The organism is Catenulispora pinisilvae (assembly GCF_015356865.1).
In the GTDB taxonomy this organism is placed as follows: Bacteria; Actinomycetota; Actinomycetes; order Streptomycetales; family Catenulisporaceae; genus Catenulispora; species Catenulispora pinisilvae.
Genome location: NZ_JAAFZA010000136.1, coordinates 1 through 21,002 on the forward strand (window position 1 = coordinate 1; position 21,002 = coordinate 21,002).

The window sequence follows — 21,002 nt, forward strand, 5'->3', positions numbered from 1 at the left end:
CCCCAGCCCTCCAAAAAGAACCCACCCCCAAACACCCCTCGCGGCGCGCAGCGCAGACAGCAAGTGTGCGACCCCGGCGGCGGTTATCGTGGGGCCATGATTCCGGAGCCTGAAGGCGAGGACCACGCTCTGCGGAGCAAGTTCATGCTGATCTTTCGGGGCGGCGCCGTCTCAAGCCGCGACCTGTCCCCCTCGGAGCTTCAGGCCCACGTCGAGAAGTGGTACCGCTGGTCCGACGAACTGGCCCGACAGGGGCGCGGCGGCCGCGGCGCGGCGCTGGACAACCCCGGGGCCACGGTTCGCGGCCACGACCTCGTCACCGACGGCCCCTACGCCGAGTCCAAGGACCTGGTGACCGGCAGCATGATCATCGAGGCCGACTCCCTGGACGACGCCGTCGACGTGGCCCGGACCTGCCCGACCTACGAGTTCGGCGGCTCCGTCGAGGTGCGGCCGGTCCAGGACCATCGGATCTGACGATCGTGACCGACGGGCCACCCGGCGCCGACCCCCCCGGCGCCGACTCCTCCAACGCGGGCTCCTCCAGCGCCGACTCCTCCAAGGAACTCGTCGAGGATCTGTTCCGCAAGGAGTACGCGCACCTGGTCAGCGCACTGATCCAGGTCCTGGGCCCGGCGAACATCCCGCTCGCCGAGGACGTGGTCCACGACGCGCTGGTCAGTGCCATGCACGCCTGGCGCTTCGGGCTGCCGCGCGACCCGAAGGCGTGGATCATCCGGTCGGCCCACAACCGGGCCGTCGACATCATCCGGCGCGAGCAGCGCCGCCGCTCCTTCCTGCCCGAGCTGGCCACGACCACGGCGCTCACCGACACGATCGAGGCGGCGCTGGCCCCGGCCGCCGAGGACGCCAGCCAGTTGGCCATGATGTTCGCGGTCTGCGATCCCGGCTTGACCCGCGAGACGCATATGACGCTGATCCTGCGCTGGCTGTGCGGTCTGTCGCCCAAGGAGATCGGCCAGGCCTTCCTGGTCGACACGCAGACCATCGACCGGCGCCTGCACCGGGGCCGCGGCCGACTGCGCCGGTTGGGCCGGCTGCCCGAGGTGGACGACCTGCCTGACATCGACACCCGGCGGGACTCTGTCCTGCGATCGCTGTATCTGCTGTTCAACGAGGGCTACCAAGGCAGCAACCCACAGGACCCGGTGCGTCCCTTCCTGTGTGAGGACGCGCTGCGTCTCACCGAGCTGTTGCCGGCCACCAAAGCGACGGCGCATCCGGACGTGCACGCCCTGGCCGCCCTGTTCTGTTTCAACACCGCTCGCCTGTCGACGCGCCTGGACGAGCACGGGGTGTTCGTCCCCCTGGAAGACCAGGACCGAAGCCGGTGGGACCGGACCCGCATCGAGCGCGGTCTGACGCACCTGGCCCGCGCGGCCAGCGGGGATCACCTCTCCCGTTGGCATCTGGAGGCCGGCATCGCCTGTGAGCACGCGATCGCGCCGTCGGTCCAGGAGACCGACTGGGACCGGATCGTCGGCTTCTACCAGATCCTCGCCCGACAGTCGTGGAGCCCCGTCGTGGCGCTGAACCACGCGTTGGCCGTGGCCGAACGGGACGGCGTCGACGAGGGCCGACGTGAGCTGATCGCCTTGGCCGACGAGCCGAAGCTGTCCCGCTACCCCTTCTACTGGGCGGCCAGGGCCGACTTGGAACGGCGGGCCGGGCACGACGCCGCGGCGCGGGAGGACTACGAGCGCGCCATCGCGCTGGCCCGCAGCGCGGCCGAGCGCACGGCCTTCGAGCGGCGGATCGAGAGCCTGAAAACTTCTTAGCGGCGCGTGTCCGGTTTCGCGGGCCGCCGTTCGTCCTTGTCCTGAAGATCAAGCGATCATTCAGGAGGACGGCAATGCGCAAGCTCATCGAATCGACCCTGGTCTCCCTCGACGGCGTCATCGAAGCACCCGAGCGCTGGGCCCGCTTCGACGAGGAGTCATCCGCCTTGGCCCTGGAGCAGCTGGGCGGCTACGAGGCGTTCGTCATGGGCCGGGTGACGTACGAGAAGTTCCTGGCGAACTGGGGCCAGACCACCGGCAACCCGTACAACGACCTCATCACCGTCATGCCCAAATACGTCGCGTCGACGTCGCTGACCGAGACGACCTGGAACGCCACCCTGCTCGGGCCCGACCCGTCCGAGGCCGTCGCCCGGTTGAAGGACGAGCCCGGCAAGGACCTCATCAAGTACGGCACCAGCCGGTTCGACCAGACACTCGTGCGCGATCAGCTGATCGACGAGTTCCATTTCTGGATCATGCCCGTGGTGGTCGGCTCGGGACAACGGCTCTTCGAGGACGTGGACACCTCGGGGCTCGGCCTGGAGCTCATTGACGAGAAAAGGCTGCGGAACGGGTCCGTGATCCTCGCCTACGCCTCTGTCTACACCTCGACCAACGCCTCTACCTCTACTTCTGCCGCTACCTCTACCTCGCGCTGAGCGAAGTCTTTCACCAGGAACACCGGAGGCACCCGTGACCGTGACAAAGACCAGGAACGACACCGGTATCGGCGGCGAGGTGCGCCGATGGCGGGCGTTCTCGCTGCTCGCCGTGGCGTACTTCATGACGGCGGTGGACATGTTGATCGTCAACGTCGCCCTGCCGACCATCGGCGCCAAACTGCATTTCGCCGAGTCCGACCTCCAGTGGGTGGTGAGTGCCTACGCGCTCACCTTCGGCGGGTTCTTGCTGCTCGGCGGCCGGGCCGCGGACCTGCTCGGCCGCCGGCGCATGTTCATGGCCGGGCTGGCGCTGTTCACCGCGGCCTCGCTCGCGTGCGCGCTCGCCCCCAGCGCCACATTCCTGATCATCATGCGCGGGGTCCAGGGCTTGGGCGCGGCCATGGTGCTGCCCGCCGCGCTGTCCATCGTGATGAACATGTTCACCGAGGGTGCCGAGCGCAACAAGGCACTCGGGCTGTGGGGCGCCATCGGCGCCAGCGGCGCGACCGTCGGCGTGTTGGCCGGCGGTGCGCTCACCCGGTACGCGGGCTGGCCGTACATCTTCTACCTCAACGTCGCTGTCGGCGGGATCGCTTTGTTGCTGGCCCGGCGCGTGCTGCCGGAGAGCAGACGGCCCGACGCCGGCCGCCGGTACGACCCGCTCGGCGCCGTCACCGTGACCGGGGCCCTGGTGATCCTGGTCTACGCGATCTCGCAGGCGCCGACCGTCGGGTGGACAGCCGTCCGGACGCTGGCACTGCTGGCCGCCGCGGCGGCTCTGCTGGTCGCGTTCGTGGTCATCGAGGCCAAGGCGGAGGCGCCACTGCTGCCGCTGCGATTGTTCCGGCTCAGGACCCTGGCCGGGTCCAACGCGGTCGGGTTCCTGCTCGGGACCAGCTTCTACGGCTACATCTTCATCGGCACCCTCTATATGCAGCAGGTACTTGGGTATTCCGCGATGAAGACCGGCCTGGCCTGGCTCACCGTCGGCCTGACCGGAGTGGTGCTCGCCGGTCCCGCACAGGTGCTCGTCACCCGCCTGTCGGCCAAGGTCGTGATGGCGGTCGGGATGACCCTCACCGCCTCCGGGATCCTCTGGGCGACCCAGGCACCCACGCATGGGAGCTTCTGGGGGCACCTCGCCGGTCCTTTGTTCCTGACCGGCAGCGTCACCTGGGTGTTCATCCCGGTATCGATCGGCGCCCTGGTCGGCGTCACCGAGCACGACGCGGGAGTCGCCTCCGGGCTCATCGACTCCTCCCAACAGCTCGGCGGCGCGATCGGCATCGCCGTCGCGTCCACCGTGGCGGCCGCGCGCTCCCGCGCTCTGCTCGGCCGGGGCCACACCACCACGGCCGCGGCGCTGAACAGCGGATTCCACAGTGCGTTCTGGGTCTGCGGGCTCGCGGGCCTGGCCGCCGTCCCCGTCGCGCTCCTCCTTATCCGCCGGACTGGTCCGCGCGCACGCTATCGTGACCATACGATCGGCTAAGGAGTTCCAGGGTGGATTTACCGAGGTGGGAGCGTGTTCCCTACGGGGACGAGGCTCTGGTGTGGAACACCTTCCCCTCGGGGGTGAGGCAGTCGGTCCTGCTGGTCGTCCACAACGTCACCGCCGCGACGCGGTTGCTGGACGTCCTGCCGGCGTTCAGCGGAGATGCCCGTGTCGGGCTGGCGTTCACGTGCCCGGGGTCGTCGCCGTTCCGGGACGGGGTGGCGGCGTTGTTCGCCGAGCACGGAGTCGTCGATCTGGACTGGCAGGCCGCGTGCGAGAAACGGTTCGGGCTCGCCGTGACCGCGAGCCACGGTGGTCCGTTGTGGGAGCTCAAGGCGCCGGTCGTCGTCCTGCCGCACGGCATGGGCTATAATAAATACCTTGATATGGCCGAGCCGAGCCGAGCCGAGCCGAGCCGAGCCGAGCCGAGCCGAGCCGAGCCGAGCCGAGCCGAACCAAACCAAACCAAACCAAACCAAACCAAACCAAACCAAACCAAACCAAACCGAACCGAACCAAACCGAACCGAGCGGTGTTCGGCCTGTCGGAGCCGTGGGTCCTGCACGAAGGCACCCCGATCGCGACCGCCCAAATACTGTCGCACTTCGAGCAGCTGGACCGGTTCCGTAAGGCCGCGCCGACCGTCGCCCATACCGCGGTGGTCGCCGGCGACCCGTGCTTCGACCGACTGCTGGAGAGCGCCGCCGACCGTGACCTCTACCGCGCCGCCCTTGGGCTGCGCGGCGGCCGCCGGCTGATCGTCGTCAACACCACCTGGGGTCCCCGCTCGCTGTTCGGGCAGCAGCTCGCCCTGGTCGAGCGGCTGGTGGCCGAGCTGCCGGCGGACGACTACCTGGTCGCCGCCGTCGTCCACCCCAACGTCGGGCACGCGCACGGCCGCGCGGAGGTCGAGCGGGTCCTGGCCCACGCCCGCCGGGGCGGCCTCCTGCTGGTCCCGCCGTTCGACTGGCGGGCCGCGCTGCTCGCCGCCGACGCCCTGGTCGGCGACCACGGATCAGTCCCCTTCTATGCCGCCGCCCTGGGCGTCCCGACCATCCTGGCCACCTTCCCCACCGACGCGCTGGACCCCGAGTCGCCGATCGCCCGCTTCGCCGACGAAGCGCCGCGCCTGGTACCGGGCTCGTCCCTGCGCGACCAAATAGAGAAGGCGATCCACACCCACACGCCGACCGAGTACGCCGACGTCACCGGCAGCGTCACTTCCTTCCCCGGACGCTCGCTGGAACTACTCAGAACCCTGTTCTACGGCTTACTGGAACTCCCCGAGCCGCCGTGGCCGGCGATACCGGAGCCCGTCCCAGTACTCCATCACCACCGGCAACGCGTCTCGCCGCTGTGGGCACGCGTCGTCGAAGGACGCGTGGAGCGCTTCCCGTCAGCAGTCGATCACGCCACCACCCCGCGGCACGGCGCGCACCTCGTCGTCGACGCGACCCAGCCGACCGGGCGCGCCGCGGAGATGGCGGACGTCCTGATCCGGGACGCGGACGAAGCGCCGGAAAACTGGGCGGCGCGCGCCTTCGAACGGCTGCCCGGCCTCACCGTCGCCGGTCTGGTCGAGGCCGACCGCTGTCGGCTACGGCTGCGTGACGGCACCGAGATCGTCCGGTACGCGGCCCCCGGGCAAGACCCGGCGGTCTTGGCATCAGTGCTCTACAACGAGATCGTCAGCAGCGGCCGACAGCAGCGCCCCTAATACATCAGGGCTCTACACATCAGGGCTCTGTACATCAGGATTCTGTGACACCGCTCCCGAGCTCTGCTCGCCGCGCCCGAATCTCCGCCGCCTTGCGCGAACCCACCGCCTCATAGTCCTCGGCGGCTCGGTCCAACGCCGCACTCGCCTGGTCGACATCGCCGAGCGCCGCGTGCGCCGACGCCGACGTGACCAGCGCCTCGGCACCGTGCAACGGCTTGCCCAGCCGGTCGAACTCGGCGACGGCCCGGTCCAGCGGCACCAACGCCTGCCCGGCCCGTCCGTCGGCGACCAGCAACTCGCCGAGGGCGACCAGTGCCCGCGCCACGTTGTGGGCGTTGCTGCCGTCGGCCTTCTCCTCGGCCGCACGCTCGTAAGCGGGGATCGCGCGAGACGTCAGCACGTCGATGGCCTCGCCACGACGACCGAGCGCCCCGAGCGTGCGGGCCCGATGACGCTCGGCGTTGCCGATCGCCTCGCTGTCACCCGCGACCAGAGTCAGGACCCGATCAAACTTCTCCAGGGCGTCCTGCGGCCGACCGAGCTTGAGATCGGCCAGCCCGATCGACTCGACCGTCGCGGCGATGACCCGGGCGCTGCCGCTGTCCTCAGCGACTGGAAGCGCCTGCTGGAACTCTTCGAGAGCCTGCTCGATGTCCTCTTGGTTGTAGTAAGCGAAGGCACGCTGCAACCGCAGGCGCGCCTCGGCTTCCTTGTTCCCCATGCGCTGCGCGGAGTCGATGCCCTTCTCGTGGGTGTCGATCCAGTCGCCGAAGGGGTTGGTCGCGAAGTACAGGCCCCACAGCACCTCGCACAGCTGCCAGACGACGTCGTGTTCGTCGAGATCGTACGCGGTGAAGACGGCGTTCCTGAGGTTGACCTGCTCCGCTCCCAGCCAGGCCAGGGCGGCCACCGGGTCGGTGAAGGGCGGCTGGTCCGGAAAGTCCGGACTGCTGTGCCAGCGCTTTGACAGGGCGCGGTCGGCCATGGCGGTCCGGCGTAGGTAGAAACCGAGGATCCTCTGTTGCAACGCGGTGAACGTGCCGAGATCGTCCTGCGCCGTCGACCACACGAAGTCCTGGACCAGGGCGTGCATGCGCCAGCGCCGCCGCGGACGGGGCACGCCCGGCTCGTGCAGCACGCTGACCAGACCCGCGGCGACCAGGTCGGCCAGCGCGCCGGAGTCCCCGTCCAGGAAGGTCACCAGATCCGGCCCGAACTCGCCGCCGGGATTGGCCGCCAGGCTCCACAGCAGGACGCGGGCCGGCTCCGGCAGGCCGCTGACGCTCAGCTCCAGCGCCGCGTTTACCGAGTGATCGCCGCCCATATTCATGAGCCGGCTCGAAGTCTGCCGCCGGGTGCGGATGTCCACCAGGCGGGCGGCCAATTCCCCGGCGCTGTCCCATCGCTTCACCTCGGCGGCGATCACGTGCAGCATCAGCGGGAGCCCGCCGCTGAAGGCGGCCAACAGTCCGAAGGCCTCCGGCTCCGCCGAGAGGCGGTCGGCTCCGACCAGCTTTGTCAGCAGTTCCAAGGCGAAGCCGGGATCCAGCATCGGCACGGGCACGAACTGGGCCGCGTGCTCTATCTGGATGTCCTCCGACTCCCGATGCGAAGTCACCAGCACCAGGCTGCCCGGGGACGTCGGGCGCAGCGACTTCACCTGGGCGGCGCTCACCGGGTCGTCGATCAGGACGGCGACCGGCTTGCCCGCCGTGAGCTGACGGAACAGATCCGAACGCGCGGTGAGGCTGGCCGGCACCTCCGACGCCGGCATGCCCTTGGCGATGAGCCAGCTCTCCAGGGCGTCGGCCACGGACGCACCGAGACCGGCCTTACGGCCGCCCAGGTCGGCGTAGTAGACGCCGCCGCGGAACCGCTCCGCGTCGTCTTCCAGGCAGTGCTTGAGGTAGTGAACGGCGGTCGTCGACTTACCGACGCCGGCCACTCCCCCGAGCAGGACCATGCCGACGTCGTTCTCGGCCACCATCCGGTCCAGGCGCTCGTGCACGGCGAACCGGTCGGTGTAGGGCCCGTAGGCGGCCGGCAGCATCACGGGGACGCCCAGCGCGGGGCGCGCCGGAGCGGCCTCGTGCACCGTCGTGATGTTTATGGTCGCGTTGTCGAACCGTTCGCCCTGCACAAGATTGTGCACCGGGGCCGAGACGTCGGTGTTCCAGGTCCGCCGCTGGTCCTCTGGGTCTGCCACGGTCCCAGCATAGGATGACAGGACCCACATTCCCGGAATACCGACGAAGGCTGACATGGATCCGATACTCACCCCGACCATGCTCACGGCCGCGCTGACGAAGCTGCTCGACGGCATCGCCACCGACGCCGGTTCCAAGGCCTGGGACACCCTCAAAGCCCTGATCACCGGGCACCGGGGAACCGCCCCGGAGCTGCCGGCCTCCGCCGAGGACGTCAGCACGCTGGCCGGGGAACTGGCCGCCGCCGCCGAACAGGACGCGGAGTTCGCTCAGGACCTCAGGACCTGGCAGCAGACGGTCACGGGCTCGGGCAACGTGGTGCTCACCGTGAACGCGCCGGTGAAGAACCTGATCAACGGCCAGGACATGAGCGGCAGCACGTTCAACTTGAGCTAGGGGTCTTCCTTGAGCTAGGTGTTTTCACCGACCGCGCACGGGGCAGCCGCCACAGCTCGGCGGCCGCTCGGCGTTGCTCCTCGGTCAGCAGGTTCTGGGCCTTCTCCGCCGCGAATTCCCGGACGAGGTCGTGCAGGAGATAGCGGCCGTGTCGCGGTGCTTGGAGCAGGTTCAGGTCGACCAGGCGCTCCAGGATCTCCTCGGTTTCCGGGGCCGGGCGACCCAGCAGGGTTGCCGCGACTGATAGACCCAGTTCCCCGCCGCTCCACAATCCGAGCTGGCATAACGAGATCGCCAGCGTGTTCTCGGAGCTGGAGTTAGAACCCGAGCCGGCACCGAACGCAGAGTCGCTGAGCCCGGCGAGCGCCGCGAATCCGGCCTCGAACCCGGCCCGCACGTCGTGGTCGGCGAATCTGAGTTCGTCCAGCCGCCGTCCGGGGACGCCGACACGGGTGGCGAGGTCGGCGATCTGCCAGGTGGGGCGGGCGCTGATGCGGCCGCCGGCGGCCCGGATGGCCAACGGTGAGCCGGCGCAGGCGGCCAGGAGTTCGTCGGTCGCCTCAGGTTCCTCGACCGTCCGGTCGGGGCCGACGATGCCGGTGAGCAAGGCGTGCGATTCGGGCAGGGTCAGGGTGCCGAGTGACAGTCGCATCGCGCCGGCGATGCCGACGTGCCGGTCCCGGGTGGTCGCCAACAGCGCGCAGCCGGGGGTGGCGGGGATCAGCGGGGCCAGCTGGCGGGAGTCGCGGACGTCGTCGAGCACGACCAGCACCCGGCGGCCGGCCAGCAGGCTGCGGTACAGCCCTGCCCGCTCCATGTCCGGCTCCGGCAGTTCGGCCGGCGATATGCCGAGCAGACGCAGGAACGACGCCAAAACGGCGCGCGGCTCGGCCGGTTCCGGTGACGTGCCGAGCAGGTCGGCATATAGCTGGCCATCCGGGAACCGGTCGCTGAGCTGGTGGGCCGCGTGCACCGCGAGTGCGCTCTTGCCGATGCCGGCCATGCCGTCGATGACCGCGGCGAAGGCGGTGTGCGGGTCCGCGAGTCCGGCGGCCGCGTCGGTGATGTGGCGCAGCTGCTCACCGCGGCCGGTGAAGTCGGCGACGTCGCGGGGCAGCGTGTGCGGCGGCGGCCAGGCGACGTAGGCGATGCCCGCTTCGTCCCGCGGCGTCGAGTCACCTGTTGTTCCGTCGCCGTTCCCGTCGCCGTTCCCGCCCGCGTCATCCACGTCATCCGCGTCGTCCGCGCTGTCGTCCATGGCCAGGATCCGCTGTTGCAGGGCACGTAACTCAGGGCTCGGTTCCATGCCCAGGTCGCGGACCAGCACGGTGCGCAGCAGCCGGTACACCTGAAGCGCCTCGGCCCGCCGGTCGGCGGCGGCCAGCGCGGCCATCAGCAGCGCGTAGGCGGGTTCCCGGTGCGGATGGTCGGCGGCCAGCCGGCGCATCGCGGCCGCGGCGTCGGCCGGGCGGCCCAGCGAGATGTCCGCGCGGGCCCGCAGCTCGATCGCCTCCACCCGCAGCTCGGCCCAGGCCGCCGCCTCGTCCAGCTGGAGCTGTTCGGAGGGCACGTCGGCCAGCGGTTCGCCGCGCCACAGGGCCAGCGCCTCGGCGGCGTAGCGGGCCGCGGAGCGCCAGTCGCCGGCCGCCGCGGCCAGCTGGCCGGCCTGGTGCCGGGCCACGAACATCCTGGTGTCCAGTTCGGTGGCCGGATCGAGCAGGAGCCGGTAACCCGGCGCCGCGGTCTGCAACCGGCCGGCCTCCGGGCCCAGGCACCGGCGCAGCCGCATCACGTGGCTGCGCAACGTCGTCAGCGCGCCGTCCGGCGGATCGGCGCCCCAGACCGCGTCCACCAGCCCGTCCACGCTGACCACCCGGTTGGGCTGACACAGCAGCGCGGCCAACAAAGCCCTGGTCCGCGCCGACGGCAGCGGAACCGGGACACCGTCGAGCCGGATGTCCACCGGGCCCAACAGCCCGAACCAAACGGTAGAGCTCACCCCCGTGCCCCTTCCCCAAACCCTTGTTCAACAGGTATTCAACACCAAACCTGGAAACTGGCGCCGACACATGTCCAGGCAAGCGTTCGCCACGCTCGCCGAACACGGCATACGGGGGAGGTGAAAGCGACGAAGACGACAGTGGTACGAGCGTGCGACACGCATGTACCGGGGGCTGGCCGGCTGTCGATACCCGCAGTCCGCCGCGTTGCCGTCGGTCGCTCACTCACCCATTTCACCCACGACAGCGTCGGCGGGTGGGCCCAGGGCTAACCGATCGGCACCCGCACCGTCCACGCATCAAACATCTCTCGGGGAGTTGTCTCACCACCATGTCATCTGCCGCAAAGAAGCAGCGTTCGAAGATACTGACCATCGGTTCCATACCGATGGCCACGGCGGTCGTCGCCGCGTTCGGCATGTCGACCGCCTACGCCCAGACGAACGACACCACGAACAACGGCAACGCCGACTCGCTGGGCCGGGTCGCGCTGGCGAACACCCAGCCGTCCTGGGCCACGCCGAGCGCCGAGAAGGGCGCGGTCCCGGCGTCGCAGACCATCAGCACCCGGATCTTCCTGGCCGGGCAGAACCAGGACCAGATGACGGCCCTGGCGCAGGCGGTCGCCGACCCGAGCAGCCCGGACTACCACAAGTACCTGACCCCGGCGCAGATCCAGTCCCAGTTCGGCGTGACCGCCGCGCAGGTGAAGACGGTCACCGACTGGGCGGCCGCGAGCGGCCTGAAGGTCACCAGCATCGGCGACAGCTGGATCGACACCCAGGGCGCGGCCTCGACGGTCCAGGCGGCCTTCGGCACCACGCTGGCCAACTACACGGCCTCCGACGGCCAGACCCACTACGCGCCGTCCACGGCGGCCATGGTGCCGGCGAAGGTGGCCAGCGTGATCGCGGGCGTGTCCGGGCTCTCCGACACCCCGCACGTCAACGCCCCGGCCTCGGCTCCGGCCGCGGCCCCGGCCGCCAAGACCAAGCCGAGCTACACCACCTACGGGAGCAACGGCTGCTCCACCTACTGGGGCCAGAACTCGGTCGCCGGCTACCCGCTCCCGGTCTGCGGCTACTCCCCGTCGCAGATCCGCAGCGCCTACGGTGAGGCCAACTCCGGCCTGACCGGCAAGGGCGCGACGGTCGCCATCCTGGACGCCTACGCCAGCCCGACCATGGCCTCGGACGCGGCCGCGTACGACAAGCAGTTCAACGAGCCGCAGTTCAAGGCCGGCCAGTACCGCGAGGCGTCGAACCCGGCCGCGTTCAGCCACCAGGCCGAGTGCGGCCCGGACAAGTGGGCCGGCGAAGAGACGATGGACGTCGAGGCCGTGCACGCCATGGCCCCGGACGCGAACATCCTCTACGTCGCGGCGAACTCCTGCGAGGACAACGACCTGCTGGCCTCGCTGAACTGGATCGTCAACACCCACGCCGCCGACATCGTCTCGGCGTCGATGGACGGCACCCAGCACACCACGCTGGGCAATGAGGACCCGGCGACCCGGGCCGCCTACGACCGCATCTTCATGAAGGGCGCCCTGGAGGGCATCGGGTTCAACTACTCCACCGGCGACTGCGGCGACGACAACCCGGCGAACGCCGCGACCGGCGGCAACTGCCAGCCGAACTCGGCCCGCAAGCAGACCGAGTGGCCGTCGAGCTCGGCCTGGGTCACCGCGGTCGGCGGCACCACGCTGGGCATCGACTCCAAGGGCGACAACCAGTTCGAGGAGCCCTACGGCTCCTGGCTGACCCCGGTCACCACCGCCGGCCAGAACTACCCGAACGGCCAGTTCGAGGCCGGAGGCGGCGGCGGTACCTCCGAGGACATCCCGCAGCCCTTCTACCAGCGCCCGGTCGTCCCGGCCGCGATGGCGGACACGCTGCCCACCGGCGCGCGGGCCAAGGGTCCGATGCGTACCACCCCCGACGTCGCCATGGACGCCGACAGCAACACGGGCCTGGCGACCTTCCAGACCGTGAACGGCGGGCCCGACTGGGAGGCCGGCGGCGGCACCTCGCTGTCCGCTCCGCTGTTCGCCGCGACCGAGGCGCTGCAGATGCAGGCCCACGGCGGGGTGGCGCCGGGCTTCGAGAACCCGACGATCTACGCCAACGCCGGCAAGTTCCACCAGGTCACGAAGAACGGCGGGCTCGCCGTCATCTACCCTGACTACCAGGGCACCCCGGAGATGAAGACCTCCCGGCTCGACATCCTGGGCCAGGACACCTCGCTGCAGGCGGCCCCGGGCTACAACGAGGCCACCGGCGTGGGCTCGGCGACCCTGGGCTTCGTCCAGGCGCCGTACGACGAGGACCGCGTCGGCCGGATCTCCGGTGCCGACCGCTACCAGACCGGCATCCAGATCTCGCAGCAGCAGTACCCCGGCAACGGTTCGGCGAACGCGGTGGTCCTGGCCACCGGCACGAACTTCCCGGACGCGCTGGCCGGTGTCCCGCTGGCCAAGAAGGTCGGCGGCCCGCTGCTGCTGACCCCGGGCAACGTGGCCGACGCCCAGGTGATCAACGAGATCCACCGGGTGCTCAAGCCCGGCGGCACCGTCTACGTGCTGGGCGGCACCGCGGCGATCACCCCGGCGGTGGTCAACGCGCTGCACCTGCCGGCCAACCAGGTCCAGCGGATCGGCGGCGTGAACCGCTACGACACCTCGGTGAAGATCGCCAACGCCCTGGGCAACCCGAGCCACGTGGTCCTGGCCACCGGCAACGGCTTCGCCGACGCGCTGGCGGCCGGCCCGTACGCCTCCACCGTGTTCGCCGACAACGGCGCGCCGGCGGCGATCCTGCTGACCAACGACCGGACCATGACCCCGGCGGTCGCGGCGCTGGCGCACAGCGCCAAGGCCGTCTCCGCGGTCGGTGTGCAGGCGGTGACCGCGGCGGCCAACGCCCACATCCCGAACGTGACCGGGTTCGCGGGCTCGGACCGCTACGACTCCGCCGCCCGGGTGGCCGCCACGTTCCACGGCGAGCACACCGCCGGAGTGGCCACCGGCCTGACCTTCGCCGACGCCCTCACCGGCGCGGCGCAGCTGGCGCAGGTCGGCGGGCCGCTGGTGCTGACCAACGTCAACAGCCTGCCGGCCTTCTCGGCGAACGCCCTGCACGGCATCAACGCCTCGCTCGGCGGCTCGGGCCTGATCGAGATCTTCGGCGGCCCGGCGGCGATCAGCGTGCCGACCGAGTACGCGATCGCGGCCGCGGCCGGCGCGATCGTCGAGGGCTGATCTACAGCAGGTTGATCTACAGCAGGTTGATCCACAGCAGTCTGAGCAGTCTGATTCACAGCAGGTTGATCCACAGCAGTCTGATTCACAGCAGGTTGATCCGCGGCACGGCTGTCGTGCCGCGGTGACAGGCTCCCGGCCTGAGTCCGCGCCCCGCTCTTCCGGAGCGGGGCGCGGACTTTTTCGCCTTGTGCCGTAAGGGATCACCCCTAAGATCCCCGGCGGCCTGCCGCGCGCCGCACCGGGGCGACTATCCTGGCGCGTGGCTTCCGGGCGGCGTCGATCGCACGCGCGCGACCAGCGATTACGCCGCTCGCTCTGTTTTGCCGAACGGTTTCCAATCGAGTTGCCAGGAGCGTTATCGCGATGACGGGGTCCTTCGACGGGTTCTCAGTACTCGAACCGGCCGACCCGGCCGAGATCGGCCGCTACCGGCTCTACGCGAGACTCGGCGCCGGCGGGATGGGCCGCGTGTATCTGTCCACGCTCCCCGGCGGCCGTCCGGTCGCGCTGAAGGTCGTGCACGACGGCCTCGCCGCCGACCCCGAGTTCCGCCGCCGCTTCGCGCTGGAGGCGCGCGCGGCCCAGCAGGTCAACGGAATCCACATCGCCCAACTCCTGGACGTCGGCGCGGACGACCCGATCCCCTGGCTGGCCACCGCCTACATCCCCGGCCCCTCGCTCCTGGAAGCCGTCCGCCTCCAGGGCCCGCTCCCGGTGCAGACCGTCCGCATCCTCACCGCCGGCATCGCCCGCGCCCTGGACGCCATCCACCAGGCGGGCCTGATCCACCGCGACCTGAAGCCGGCCAACGTGATCCTGGCCGAGGACGGCCCCCGCGTCATCGACTTCGGCGTGGCCCGCGCCGCCGACTCCACCACCGGCCTCACCGGCGGCCGCGTCGGCTCCCCGCAGTACATGGCACCGGAACAGATCCGGAACCAGTCGGCGACCCCGGCCCTGGACGTCTTCGCACTCGGCGCACTGACCTTCTTCGCGGCAACCGGACGCCCGGCCTTCGGCGAGGGCGAGGAACTGGCGGTCCTGTTCCGAATAGTGCAGGAGGAACCGGACCTGAGCGCCTGCCCGCAGGTGGTGCGCGACCTGGTCGCGGCGTGCCTGGCGAAGGATCCCGAGCAGCGACCGGATCTCGCGGCGATCATTCGGTACTGCGAGGGCGAGAACACGGCGGCGGGGGCCGGATGGCTGCCGAGTGGCGTGGCCGAGATGGCTCGGGCCCGGGTGGAGTCTTCCGGGGCTTTGTTGGCTCAGGCGCCTACGGTGCGGAATGCGGGGCCGCGGCAGGGGGATCAGACCCCTGTTTTGGCTAACCCGGGTGCGGGTGGTTCAACGGTTGCGCCAGCATTTGGATCAGCCACCACCGAGAACTTGCCGACGAAGGCAGGCGGGTGGACCACGGGCAAGGTGGTAGGTCTGGTCGCCGGGGTGGCTGTGCTGACTGCCGCGGTGGTGATCGGCGTGACCGCGATGGGCGGGTCGTCTGGGAAGCCGACGGCCAGCGGAACCGCAACGACCGGCGTGAGCACCCCGGCGGGTAACGTCGCGAACAGTTCAAGTTCTGCGGGGGTCAATACGGCGCCCACATCTCAGGACACTGGTGGCCAGATCCCGTCATCGGCTGGCGTACCGAGTGATAGCGGTTCGCAGAGTTCGAGTAGCGCTGCGACACCTGCTGCTCCGGCAAACACCGCTGGCCCATTGACCTCGGGGAATGATCCCGTTGCTTGGCAGGGGCAGATGGTCTTCGGAACCGTTGGCATCGATCTCGGCAAGACCAATATCACTTATCCCACCGACGGGTTCAGCGACCTGGAACTGACCACCAATCAGGAACCGCCCGGCCAGTACGAATTCATGCACTTCTCCACCACAGGTGGTATCTACTCGTGGAACGGATCGAACGCACCCGCGCGGCAGGACTGCGTGGACGACCTGAACTCGAACGGCACCAGTTCCATCACAGTGGGCATCGGCACTCTGATCTGCGTCAAGGGCCAGAATTACCAAGTCGCGGTCGCGCGAATCATCGCCGTCGACACGAACAAGCATCAGGCCACTGCCAAGTTCGTGCTGTGGTCGCAACCCATGCAGTGAAACCGTCAGCGGCGCATCGCTTGGAAGCGGTGCAGTGTCTGGATGAAGTCGTCTGAGGGATCGAGCACCGCTTCGGCGCGGTCCGTCAGGCGCAGGAGGCGGATCGCGCTCGCGGCGCCGTCGCCGCGAGCGTATCCGGCTCGGACGCGACCGAATTCGGCCAGCAGGACCAGGCGGTCGCTGCCTCGGTTGGCGGCCTTCATGAGTTTGACGGCCTCGGCGAAGTCGTGGTCGGCGTCGGCGTAGCGGCCGCCGTTCAGGAGGCGCTCGGCGTCCTGGATGCGTTGTTCGGCCATGGCTGCGGGGTCCGGCACTGGCGGTGTTGCCATTCCCCCGATGCCGACTCCGCCCCCGAACCCAGTTCCGAACCCGCTTCCGGCTCCTAGCGGCGCCCCGCCGAGTTGGGCACTCCCGGCAGCGTTCAACGCGTTCATGCTGTCGCGCATGGCCGCCAGTTCCTGCGCCACGAACGCTGCCGGAGGTCGCCGGTCGGCTTGCTTGTCCATCATGGCCGCGACGAGCGGGGACAGCTGGGCCGGGATGTCACCGCGCCACGAGGACAGCGGCCGGGGCTGCTCGAATTGCACGCGGCGCAGGGACTCCTGCATATCGGGACCCGCGAAGAACGGCGAGCCGCCGGCGAACAGCGAGTAGAGCACCGTCCCGAGCGAGAAGACGTCCCACGTCGGCGACGCCGTCTCGCCCCGCACCTGCTCCGGCGCCGCGAAGATCGGCGTCCCCATCAGCTGCCCGGCCTGCGTCATGCGCGTGAGCTCCGGCGCCAGGACTGCGGCGATACCGAAGTCGCACAGCTTCACCGCGCCGTCGTCCAGCACCAGGTTCGCCGGCTTCAGGTCACGGTGCACCACCGGCTCCGACAGGCCGTGCAGGTACTGGACGGCCGACGCCGCCTGCGCCGCGTAGCCCATCACCTCAGCCGCCGGAAGCACGCGGCGCTGCTGCTGCACAGTCCCGAGGTCGGGTCCGGACAGCAACTCCATGACGACGTAGGCGACGCCCTCGTGCACGCCCCGATCGTGGACGGTGACAATCGACGGATGCCGCAGCGAGGCCATGACCCGCGCCTCGCGCTCGAAGCGGGACAGGAAGGCCTTGCCCGCGGCCTCGCTGGCCTCCGTGGCCCGCAGGGTCTTGATGGCGACGGCCCGCGAGAGGCTCTCGTCGTAGGCACGGAACACCTCGCCGAAGCCACCTCGGCCGATGCGTTCCACGAGGCGGTAGCGGTCGGCGAGGGCCATGCCGGGGGCCAGTTCCATGGGGGAATGGTACTGAGCCGGTGGTCGGGCTGGTTGTCGGACATATATCAGCATTTTGCATCACCCGTTCCCCCGGCTTGCGTCACCTTCGCCGAAACGGATAGAAGCTGTGGGTGATACGGAAAAGCGAGGGCCGCGTCAGCCGACGCATCGCCGCGGCCAATGCCGCGAAGGCGGCTGCGAAGCCTGAAGAGGTTTCGAAGTCGTCGGCGAAGACGGCTGCGAAGTCCACTGAGGTCGCGAGGGTGAGCACGAGGCCGGCGGCCGTCGCGAAGGTGAGCACGAAGCCCGCGGCCGTGCCGAGACCGCGGGCCGAGCCGGGCCCGCGGCGGTCGGTGCGGGAGTGGTTCGCGATGCTCCAGCACATCGCGCGCAAGTTGCCGGCCGATGAGTTGCTGGACCGGGCCGCGGCGCTGACGTACTACGGTTTCCTGGCGGTGTTCCCGACGCTGCTGTTGGCGATATCCGTGCTCGGGCTGATCGGCACCTCCGCCCTGAACTCGGTGCTGGACAACGTGCAGAAGCTCGCGCCGGGATCGGTGCGCAGTGTGCTGCACACCGCCATCACGCAGGTGCGGGCCAGCCGGAGTACCGGTGGGACGCTGGCGATCGCGGGTGTGGGCGGCGCGCTGTGGTCGGCGTCCGGCTACGTGGGGGCGTTCATCCGGGCGTCGAACGTGGTCTACGGGGTCCGCGAGAAGCGGCCGATGTGGAAGACCACGCCGCTGCGGATCGGGCTCACGCTGCTGATGATGGTGACCTCGCTGATCAGCGCGGTGATCGTGGTGTTCACCGGGCCGCTGGCCGAGGCGACGGCCAAGCTCCTGGGCCTGGGCCACACCGCGGTGACCGTGTGGTCGATCGCGAAATGGCCGGTGCTGGCGCTGCTCATCGGCGCGATGATCGTGCTGCTGTTCTGGGCCGCGCCGGACGCGCACCGCGGCCGCTTCCGCTGGATCTCGCCGGGCAGCGCGCTGGCGGTGGTGCTGTGGCTGGTCCTGTCGGCCGGGTTCGCCACCTACGTCGCCAACTTCGCCTCCTACAACAAGACATACGGCACCGTGGCCGGCGTGGTCGTGTTCCTGGTGTGGCTGTGGTTGTCGAACCTGGCGATCCTGATCGGGTTGGAGTTCGACAACGAGTTGGCGCGGGAACGCGCACAGACGCAGGTACCGGCCACAGAGCCGGATGCCGAAGAAGAAGACGACTAGAAGTCAGCCGCGCAGACACGGCAGATATAGAGGTCGGCAGCACAGACGCGCGCCGCGGCCATCACCGCAGCCCTCATCGCCACCACAAACAGCGCACGCAGCACCGACTCACGCCGTCAGCGCGGCGTGGCCCGCGCAGCGAGAATCGCGATGTCGTCCTCTATGGCCGGCGGCGCGACTAAGTGCAACGCGTCGTCCAGCAGATCCTCCAACCCGCCGGTGGCGCCCAGCGGCAGGGCCGCGAGCCGGGCGAGTGAGACGTCGATGTCCTCGCCCCGGCGCTCGACCAGGCCGTCGGTGTACATCAGCAGGACCTGGTCCGGGCGCAGGGTGACGATCGTCTGCTCGTAGCCGCCTATGCCGGTGCCCAGCGGTGGGCCAGTGGGCACGGTGACCAGTTCGGTCGGGCGGCCCGGGGCGAAGAGCGCCGGCGGCAGGTGGCCGGCGCTGGCGAAGGTCCAGCGGCGCCGGTTGGGGTCGGCGACGCCGAGCAGGCAGGTCGCCGGGCGGGCCGTGTCGTCCTGGGAGATGAGCGTGTCCAGGTGTCGCAGGATGCCGTGCGGGGGCAGGTCCATGCCGCCGGCGTCGCGGATGGCCGAGCGGTAGATGCTCATGTCGACCGCCGCCTCGACGCCGTGGCCCATGACGTCGCCCATCACCAGCAGCGTCCGGCCGAACGGCAGCCGGACGATCTCGTACCAGTCGCCGCCGACCAGGGTGCGGTTGCCGGAGGGCAGGTAGCGGGCGGCGACCTCGAGGTTGGAGTGCGGGCGGCCCGGTTCGACCAGCAGCGCCCGCTGGAGTTCCAGGGTCACGCTCTGGGAGTCGGCGTACTGGCGGGCGTTCTCGACGCTGACCGCGGCCCGGTCGGCGAGGTCCTGGATCAGGACCCTGTCGTCATCGGTGAAGCCGTCGAAGGTGCCGCGGCCGCGGGCCAGGGTCAGCACGCCGACGAGCCGGCCACGCGCGTTCAGCGGGACGGTGACGAGCGAGTCGACGTCGGCGATCCGGTAGGCCGCCAGCGTCTCAGGGCTCTGGGCCAGGTCCGCCAGCTCGGCATCGGACAGCAGGTTCGCGACGACCGGTTCGCCCTCAGCCAGGCTCAGCGCGACCGCCGAGTCCGGCCCGGGCCGCACCGAGGCGGCGGGCAGGGCCAGCGCCCCGAGGCGGCGGCGCAGCTCCGGCGAGCAGGCCAGGGCGGCCCGGCGCATCCGGGGCGGCTCGGGCTGGCCGCCCAGGCCGCGGTCGACGCTCCGGTCGACGCCCCGATCGACGGCGCGGTCCACGATCTCGTGCGTCATCACCTCGACGATCGCCAGGTCGGCCATCGCCGGCACGGCGAGCTCGGCGAGTTCGATGCACGTGATGTCCACGTCCAGCGTGGTGCCGATGCGCTCGGCGGCGGCCTGTTGCAGCGCCAGGCGGCGGCCGGCCTGGTCGAGCCGGCGCTGCTGCCGCGTGGCGGCCCCCATCACGACGACGACCACCCCGGTAGCCCGGCCCTCCTCGGCCTCCAACCGCCGGTAGCGCACCTGCCAGCCGGTCGCGGTGGCGGTGGCGGTACCCGGCTCGGCGTCGTCCCGGCCTACGGCATCACCGGGACCAGCGGGATTAGCGGGATTAGCAAGATCAGCGGCGTCGCGCGGATCAGCAGCCTCGCGGGGATTCCCCTCAGCCAGGATCCGGCTGATGGTGTGCAGGTCCGCGGCGAACGGCGTCGCGGCGACCGGCCGGCCCAGGATCCGCGCGGGCTCCAGGCCGGTCGTGGACAGGAAGGCGGGGTTGGCGTAGAGCCAGCGCAACTCCGCGTCCAGCAGGCCCACGCCCACCGGGGCCTCGGCCAGGACGTCGACCAACAACCCGGGGTTCAGCGACGCGATGGTGCCCAGGAGGGCGTCGGCGTGCCCGCCTCCTGGATCGCCGCGCGGATGCCCGTTGTCGATATCCATCCTTCCGGATCATATCGTCACGAATTGGTTTGTTGAGCTCACAGAATGCAACTACCCGTGTGGTCTTCGGCACAGGATCGCCGGTCCGCGCCGAATTTGTTCGGTGGGCTCATGGTAAATGAACGCGCGTCCCGCGGCACCGGTTCAGTACCACTGGGCCCGACAGAACCACCGGGGCCGGAACTCACCGACTCAGTGGGCTGCCAGCAGCGGTCGGCCCTGTAACTTCTGTGGTGTGGACCGTTTCAATGACTTGGAAATCCCTGAATCGCTCGCCGACGCGCTCGACCCGGCGAAGCTCGCCCTGATCGTCTACGACATGCAGGTCGGCGTACTCAGACAGATCCCGGACGGCGACCGGGTGCTGGCCAACGTCCAACGGGTCTTGGCCGCGGCCCGGCGGCGCCGGGTCCGGACGGTCTTCCTGCGGCACTACTTCCTGCCGACCCGGCTGACCGGCACCTTCCAGCTGCGGCAGGCGAAGGCCTGGCAGCACAAGGACGCCGCCGCCGACACCCAGCCGCTGATCCCGCACGGCTCCCCCGGCTTCCGGCTGGTCCAGGGCCTGGAGCCGGGGCCCGACGAGGCGGTCTTCGACAAGGTCACGATGTCCGCGTTCGCGGGCACGCCGCTGGACTTCGTGCTGCGCGACTGCGGGGTGAGCAGCTATCTGATCGTCGGGGTCGCCACGGAGATCGGCATCGAGCCGACGGTGCGGCACTCCACCGACCTCGGCTACGTCCCGATCGTCGTGCGCGACGCCTGCGGGGCCGGGCACAAGGAAGCTGCCGAGCGCTCGCTGGCGGGCCTGGAATTCACCGGGGACGCGATCCTGACCGACACCGACGAGGTCTGCGCGATCCTGGACGGCGACCGCTAGCCAGCCACTAGCCGACGACCAGCCGACCG

16 protein-coding genes are annotated in these 21,002 nt (G+C 70.1%); 10 read left to right on the forward strand and 6 right to left on the reverse strand.

Translation table 11 applies throughout. From position 1 onward, the window contains the following. The first annotated feature begins 96 nt into the window (after positions 1-96). The 4 genes from IZR01_RS30460 to IZR01_RS30475 all read left to right on the forward strand — a co-directional run bounded on the left by IZR01_RS30460 (position 97) and on the right by IZR01_RS30475 (position 3,956). Positions 97-477, forward strand: coding sequence for a YciI family protein (locus IZR01_RS30460; RefSeq protein WP_228555004.1), 381 nt, complete (start codon positions 97-99; stop codon positions 475-477). A 5-nt stretch (positions 478-482) separates the two neighbouring features. Continuing rightward, complete coding sequence (locus IZR01_RS30465; RefSeq protein ID WP_194925891.1) at positions 483-1,799, forward strand: RNA polymerase sigma factor; 1,317 nt, start codon at positions 483-485, stop codon at positions 1,797-1,799. 74 nt (positions 1,800-1,873) lie between these two features. Further along, positions 1,874-2,461, forward strand: coding sequence for a dihydrofolate reductase family protein (locus tag IZR01_RS30470; RefSeq protein WP_194925892.1), 588 nt, complete (start codon positions 1,874-1,876; stop codon positions 2,459-2,461). 34 nt (positions 2,462-2,495) lie between these two features. Then, positions 2,496-3,956: an MFS transporter gene (locus tag IZR01_RS30475; RefSeq protein WP_194925893.1), complete on the forward strand. Its 1,461-nt coding sequence runs from the start codon at positions 2,496-2,498 to the stop codon at positions 3,954-3,956. Between the two features lie 40 nt (positions 3,957-3,996). Here IZR01_RS30475 and IZR01_RS30480 read toward each other — a convergent pair whose 3' ends face one another. Then, a complete protein-coding gene (locus IZR01_RS30480) occupies positions 3,997-4,293 on the reverse strand; it encodes a hypothetical protein (protein ID WP_194925894.1) in 297 nt (98 codons plus the stop codon). A 198-nt stretch (positions 4,294-4,491) separates the two neighbouring features. On the opposite strand from IZR01_RS30480, the gene IZR01_RS30485 reads away from it, so the two are divergent. After that, entirely contained in the window at positions 4,492-5,676 is a 1,185-nt protein-coding gene (locus tag IZR01_RS30485; protein ID WP_194925895.1) for a CDP-glycerol glycerophosphotransferase family protein, read from the forward strand. Between the two features lie 34 nt (positions 5,677-5,710). Here the strand turns inward: IZR01_RS30485 and IZR01_RS30490 are convergent, their stop codons facing one another. Further along, positions 5,711-7,885, reverse strand: a complete 2,175-nt coding sequence (locus IZR01_RS30490; RefSeq protein ID WP_194925896.1) for a tetratricopeptide repeat protein — start codon at positions 7,883-7,885, stop codon at positions 5,711-5,713. A 55-nt stretch (positions 7,886-7,940) separates the two neighbouring features. On the opposite strand from IZR01_RS30490, the gene IZR01_RS30495 reads away from it, so the two are divergent. Beyond that, entirely contained in the window at positions 7,941-8,282 is a 342-nt protein-coding gene (locus IZR01_RS30495; RefSeq protein ID WP_194925897.1) for a hypothetical protein, read from the forward strand. Here IZR01_RS30495 and IZR01_RS30500 read toward each other — a convergent pair. After that, positions 8,269-10,281, reverse strand: coding sequence for an AfsR/SARP family transcriptional regulator (locus IZR01_RS30500; protein WP_194925898.1), 2,013 nt, complete (start codon positions 10,279-10,281; stop codon positions 8,269-8,271). The genes IZR01_RS30495 and IZR01_RS30500 overlap by 14 nt on opposite strands. Before the next feature lie 332 nt (positions 10,282-10,613). On the opposite strand from IZR01_RS30500, the gene IZR01_RS30505 reads away from it, so the two are divergent. Both IZR01_RS30505 and IZR01_RS30510 read left to right on the forward strand, forming a co-directional pair. Continuing rightward, the gene (locus IZR01_RS30505) at positions 10,614-13,541 is read left to right on the forward strand and encodes a cell wall-binding repeat-containing protein (RefSeq protein ID WP_194925899.1); all 2,928 of its coding nucleotides are present in this window, start codon (positions 10,614-10,616) and stop codon (positions 13,539-13,541) included. A gap of 366 nt (positions 13,542-13,907) precedes the next feature. Then, positions 13,908-15,656, forward strand: coding sequence for a serine/threonine-protein kinase (locus IZR01_RS30510; protein ID WP_194925900.1), 1,749 nt, complete (start codon positions 13,908-13,910; stop codon positions 15,654-15,656). Between the two features lie 5 nt (positions 15,657-15,661). On the opposite strand, the gene IZR01_RS30515 is transcribed toward IZR01_RS30510, so the two are convergent. Then, positions 15,662-16,933, reverse strand: coding sequence for a serine/threonine-protein kinase (locus tag IZR01_RS30515; RefSeq protein ID WP_194925901.1), 1,272 nt, complete (start codon positions 16,931-16,933; stop codon positions 15,662-15,664). A gap of 82 nt (positions 16,934-17,015) precedes the next feature. After that, positions 17,016-17,216, reverse strand: coding sequence for a hypothetical protein (locus IZR01_RS53575; RefSeq protein WP_194895920.1), 201 nt, complete (start codon positions 17,214-17,216; stop codon positions 17,016-17,018). Here IZR01_RS53575 and IZR01_RS30525 point away from each other — a divergent pair. Further along, entirely contained in the window at positions 17,209-18,144 is a 936-nt protein-coding gene (locus IZR01_RS30525) for a YihY/virulence factor BrkB family protein (protein WP_323747144.1), read from the forward strand. The genes IZR01_RS53575 and IZR01_RS30525 overlap by 8 nt on opposite strands. A 116-nt stretch (positions 18,145-18,260) precedes the next feature. Here the strand turns inward: IZR01_RS30525 and IZR01_RS30530 are convergent, their stop codons facing one another. Next, a complete protein-coding gene (locus tag IZR01_RS30530; protein ID WP_194925902.1) occupies positions 18,261-20,093 on the reverse strand; it encodes a SpoIIE family protein phosphatase in 1,833 nt (610 codons plus the stop codon). Between the two features lie 235 nt (positions 20,094-20,328). Here IZR01_RS30530 and IZR01_RS30535 point away from each other — a divergent pair, with 235 nt between their 5' ends. Continuing rightward, on the forward strand, positions 20,329-20,973 hold the full coding sequence (locus IZR01_RS30535) for a cysteine hydrolase family protein (protein ID WP_194925903.1): 645 nt from the start codon (positions 20,329-20,331) through the stop codon (positions 20,971-20,973). Positions 20,974-21,002 lie beyond the last annotated feature (29 nt).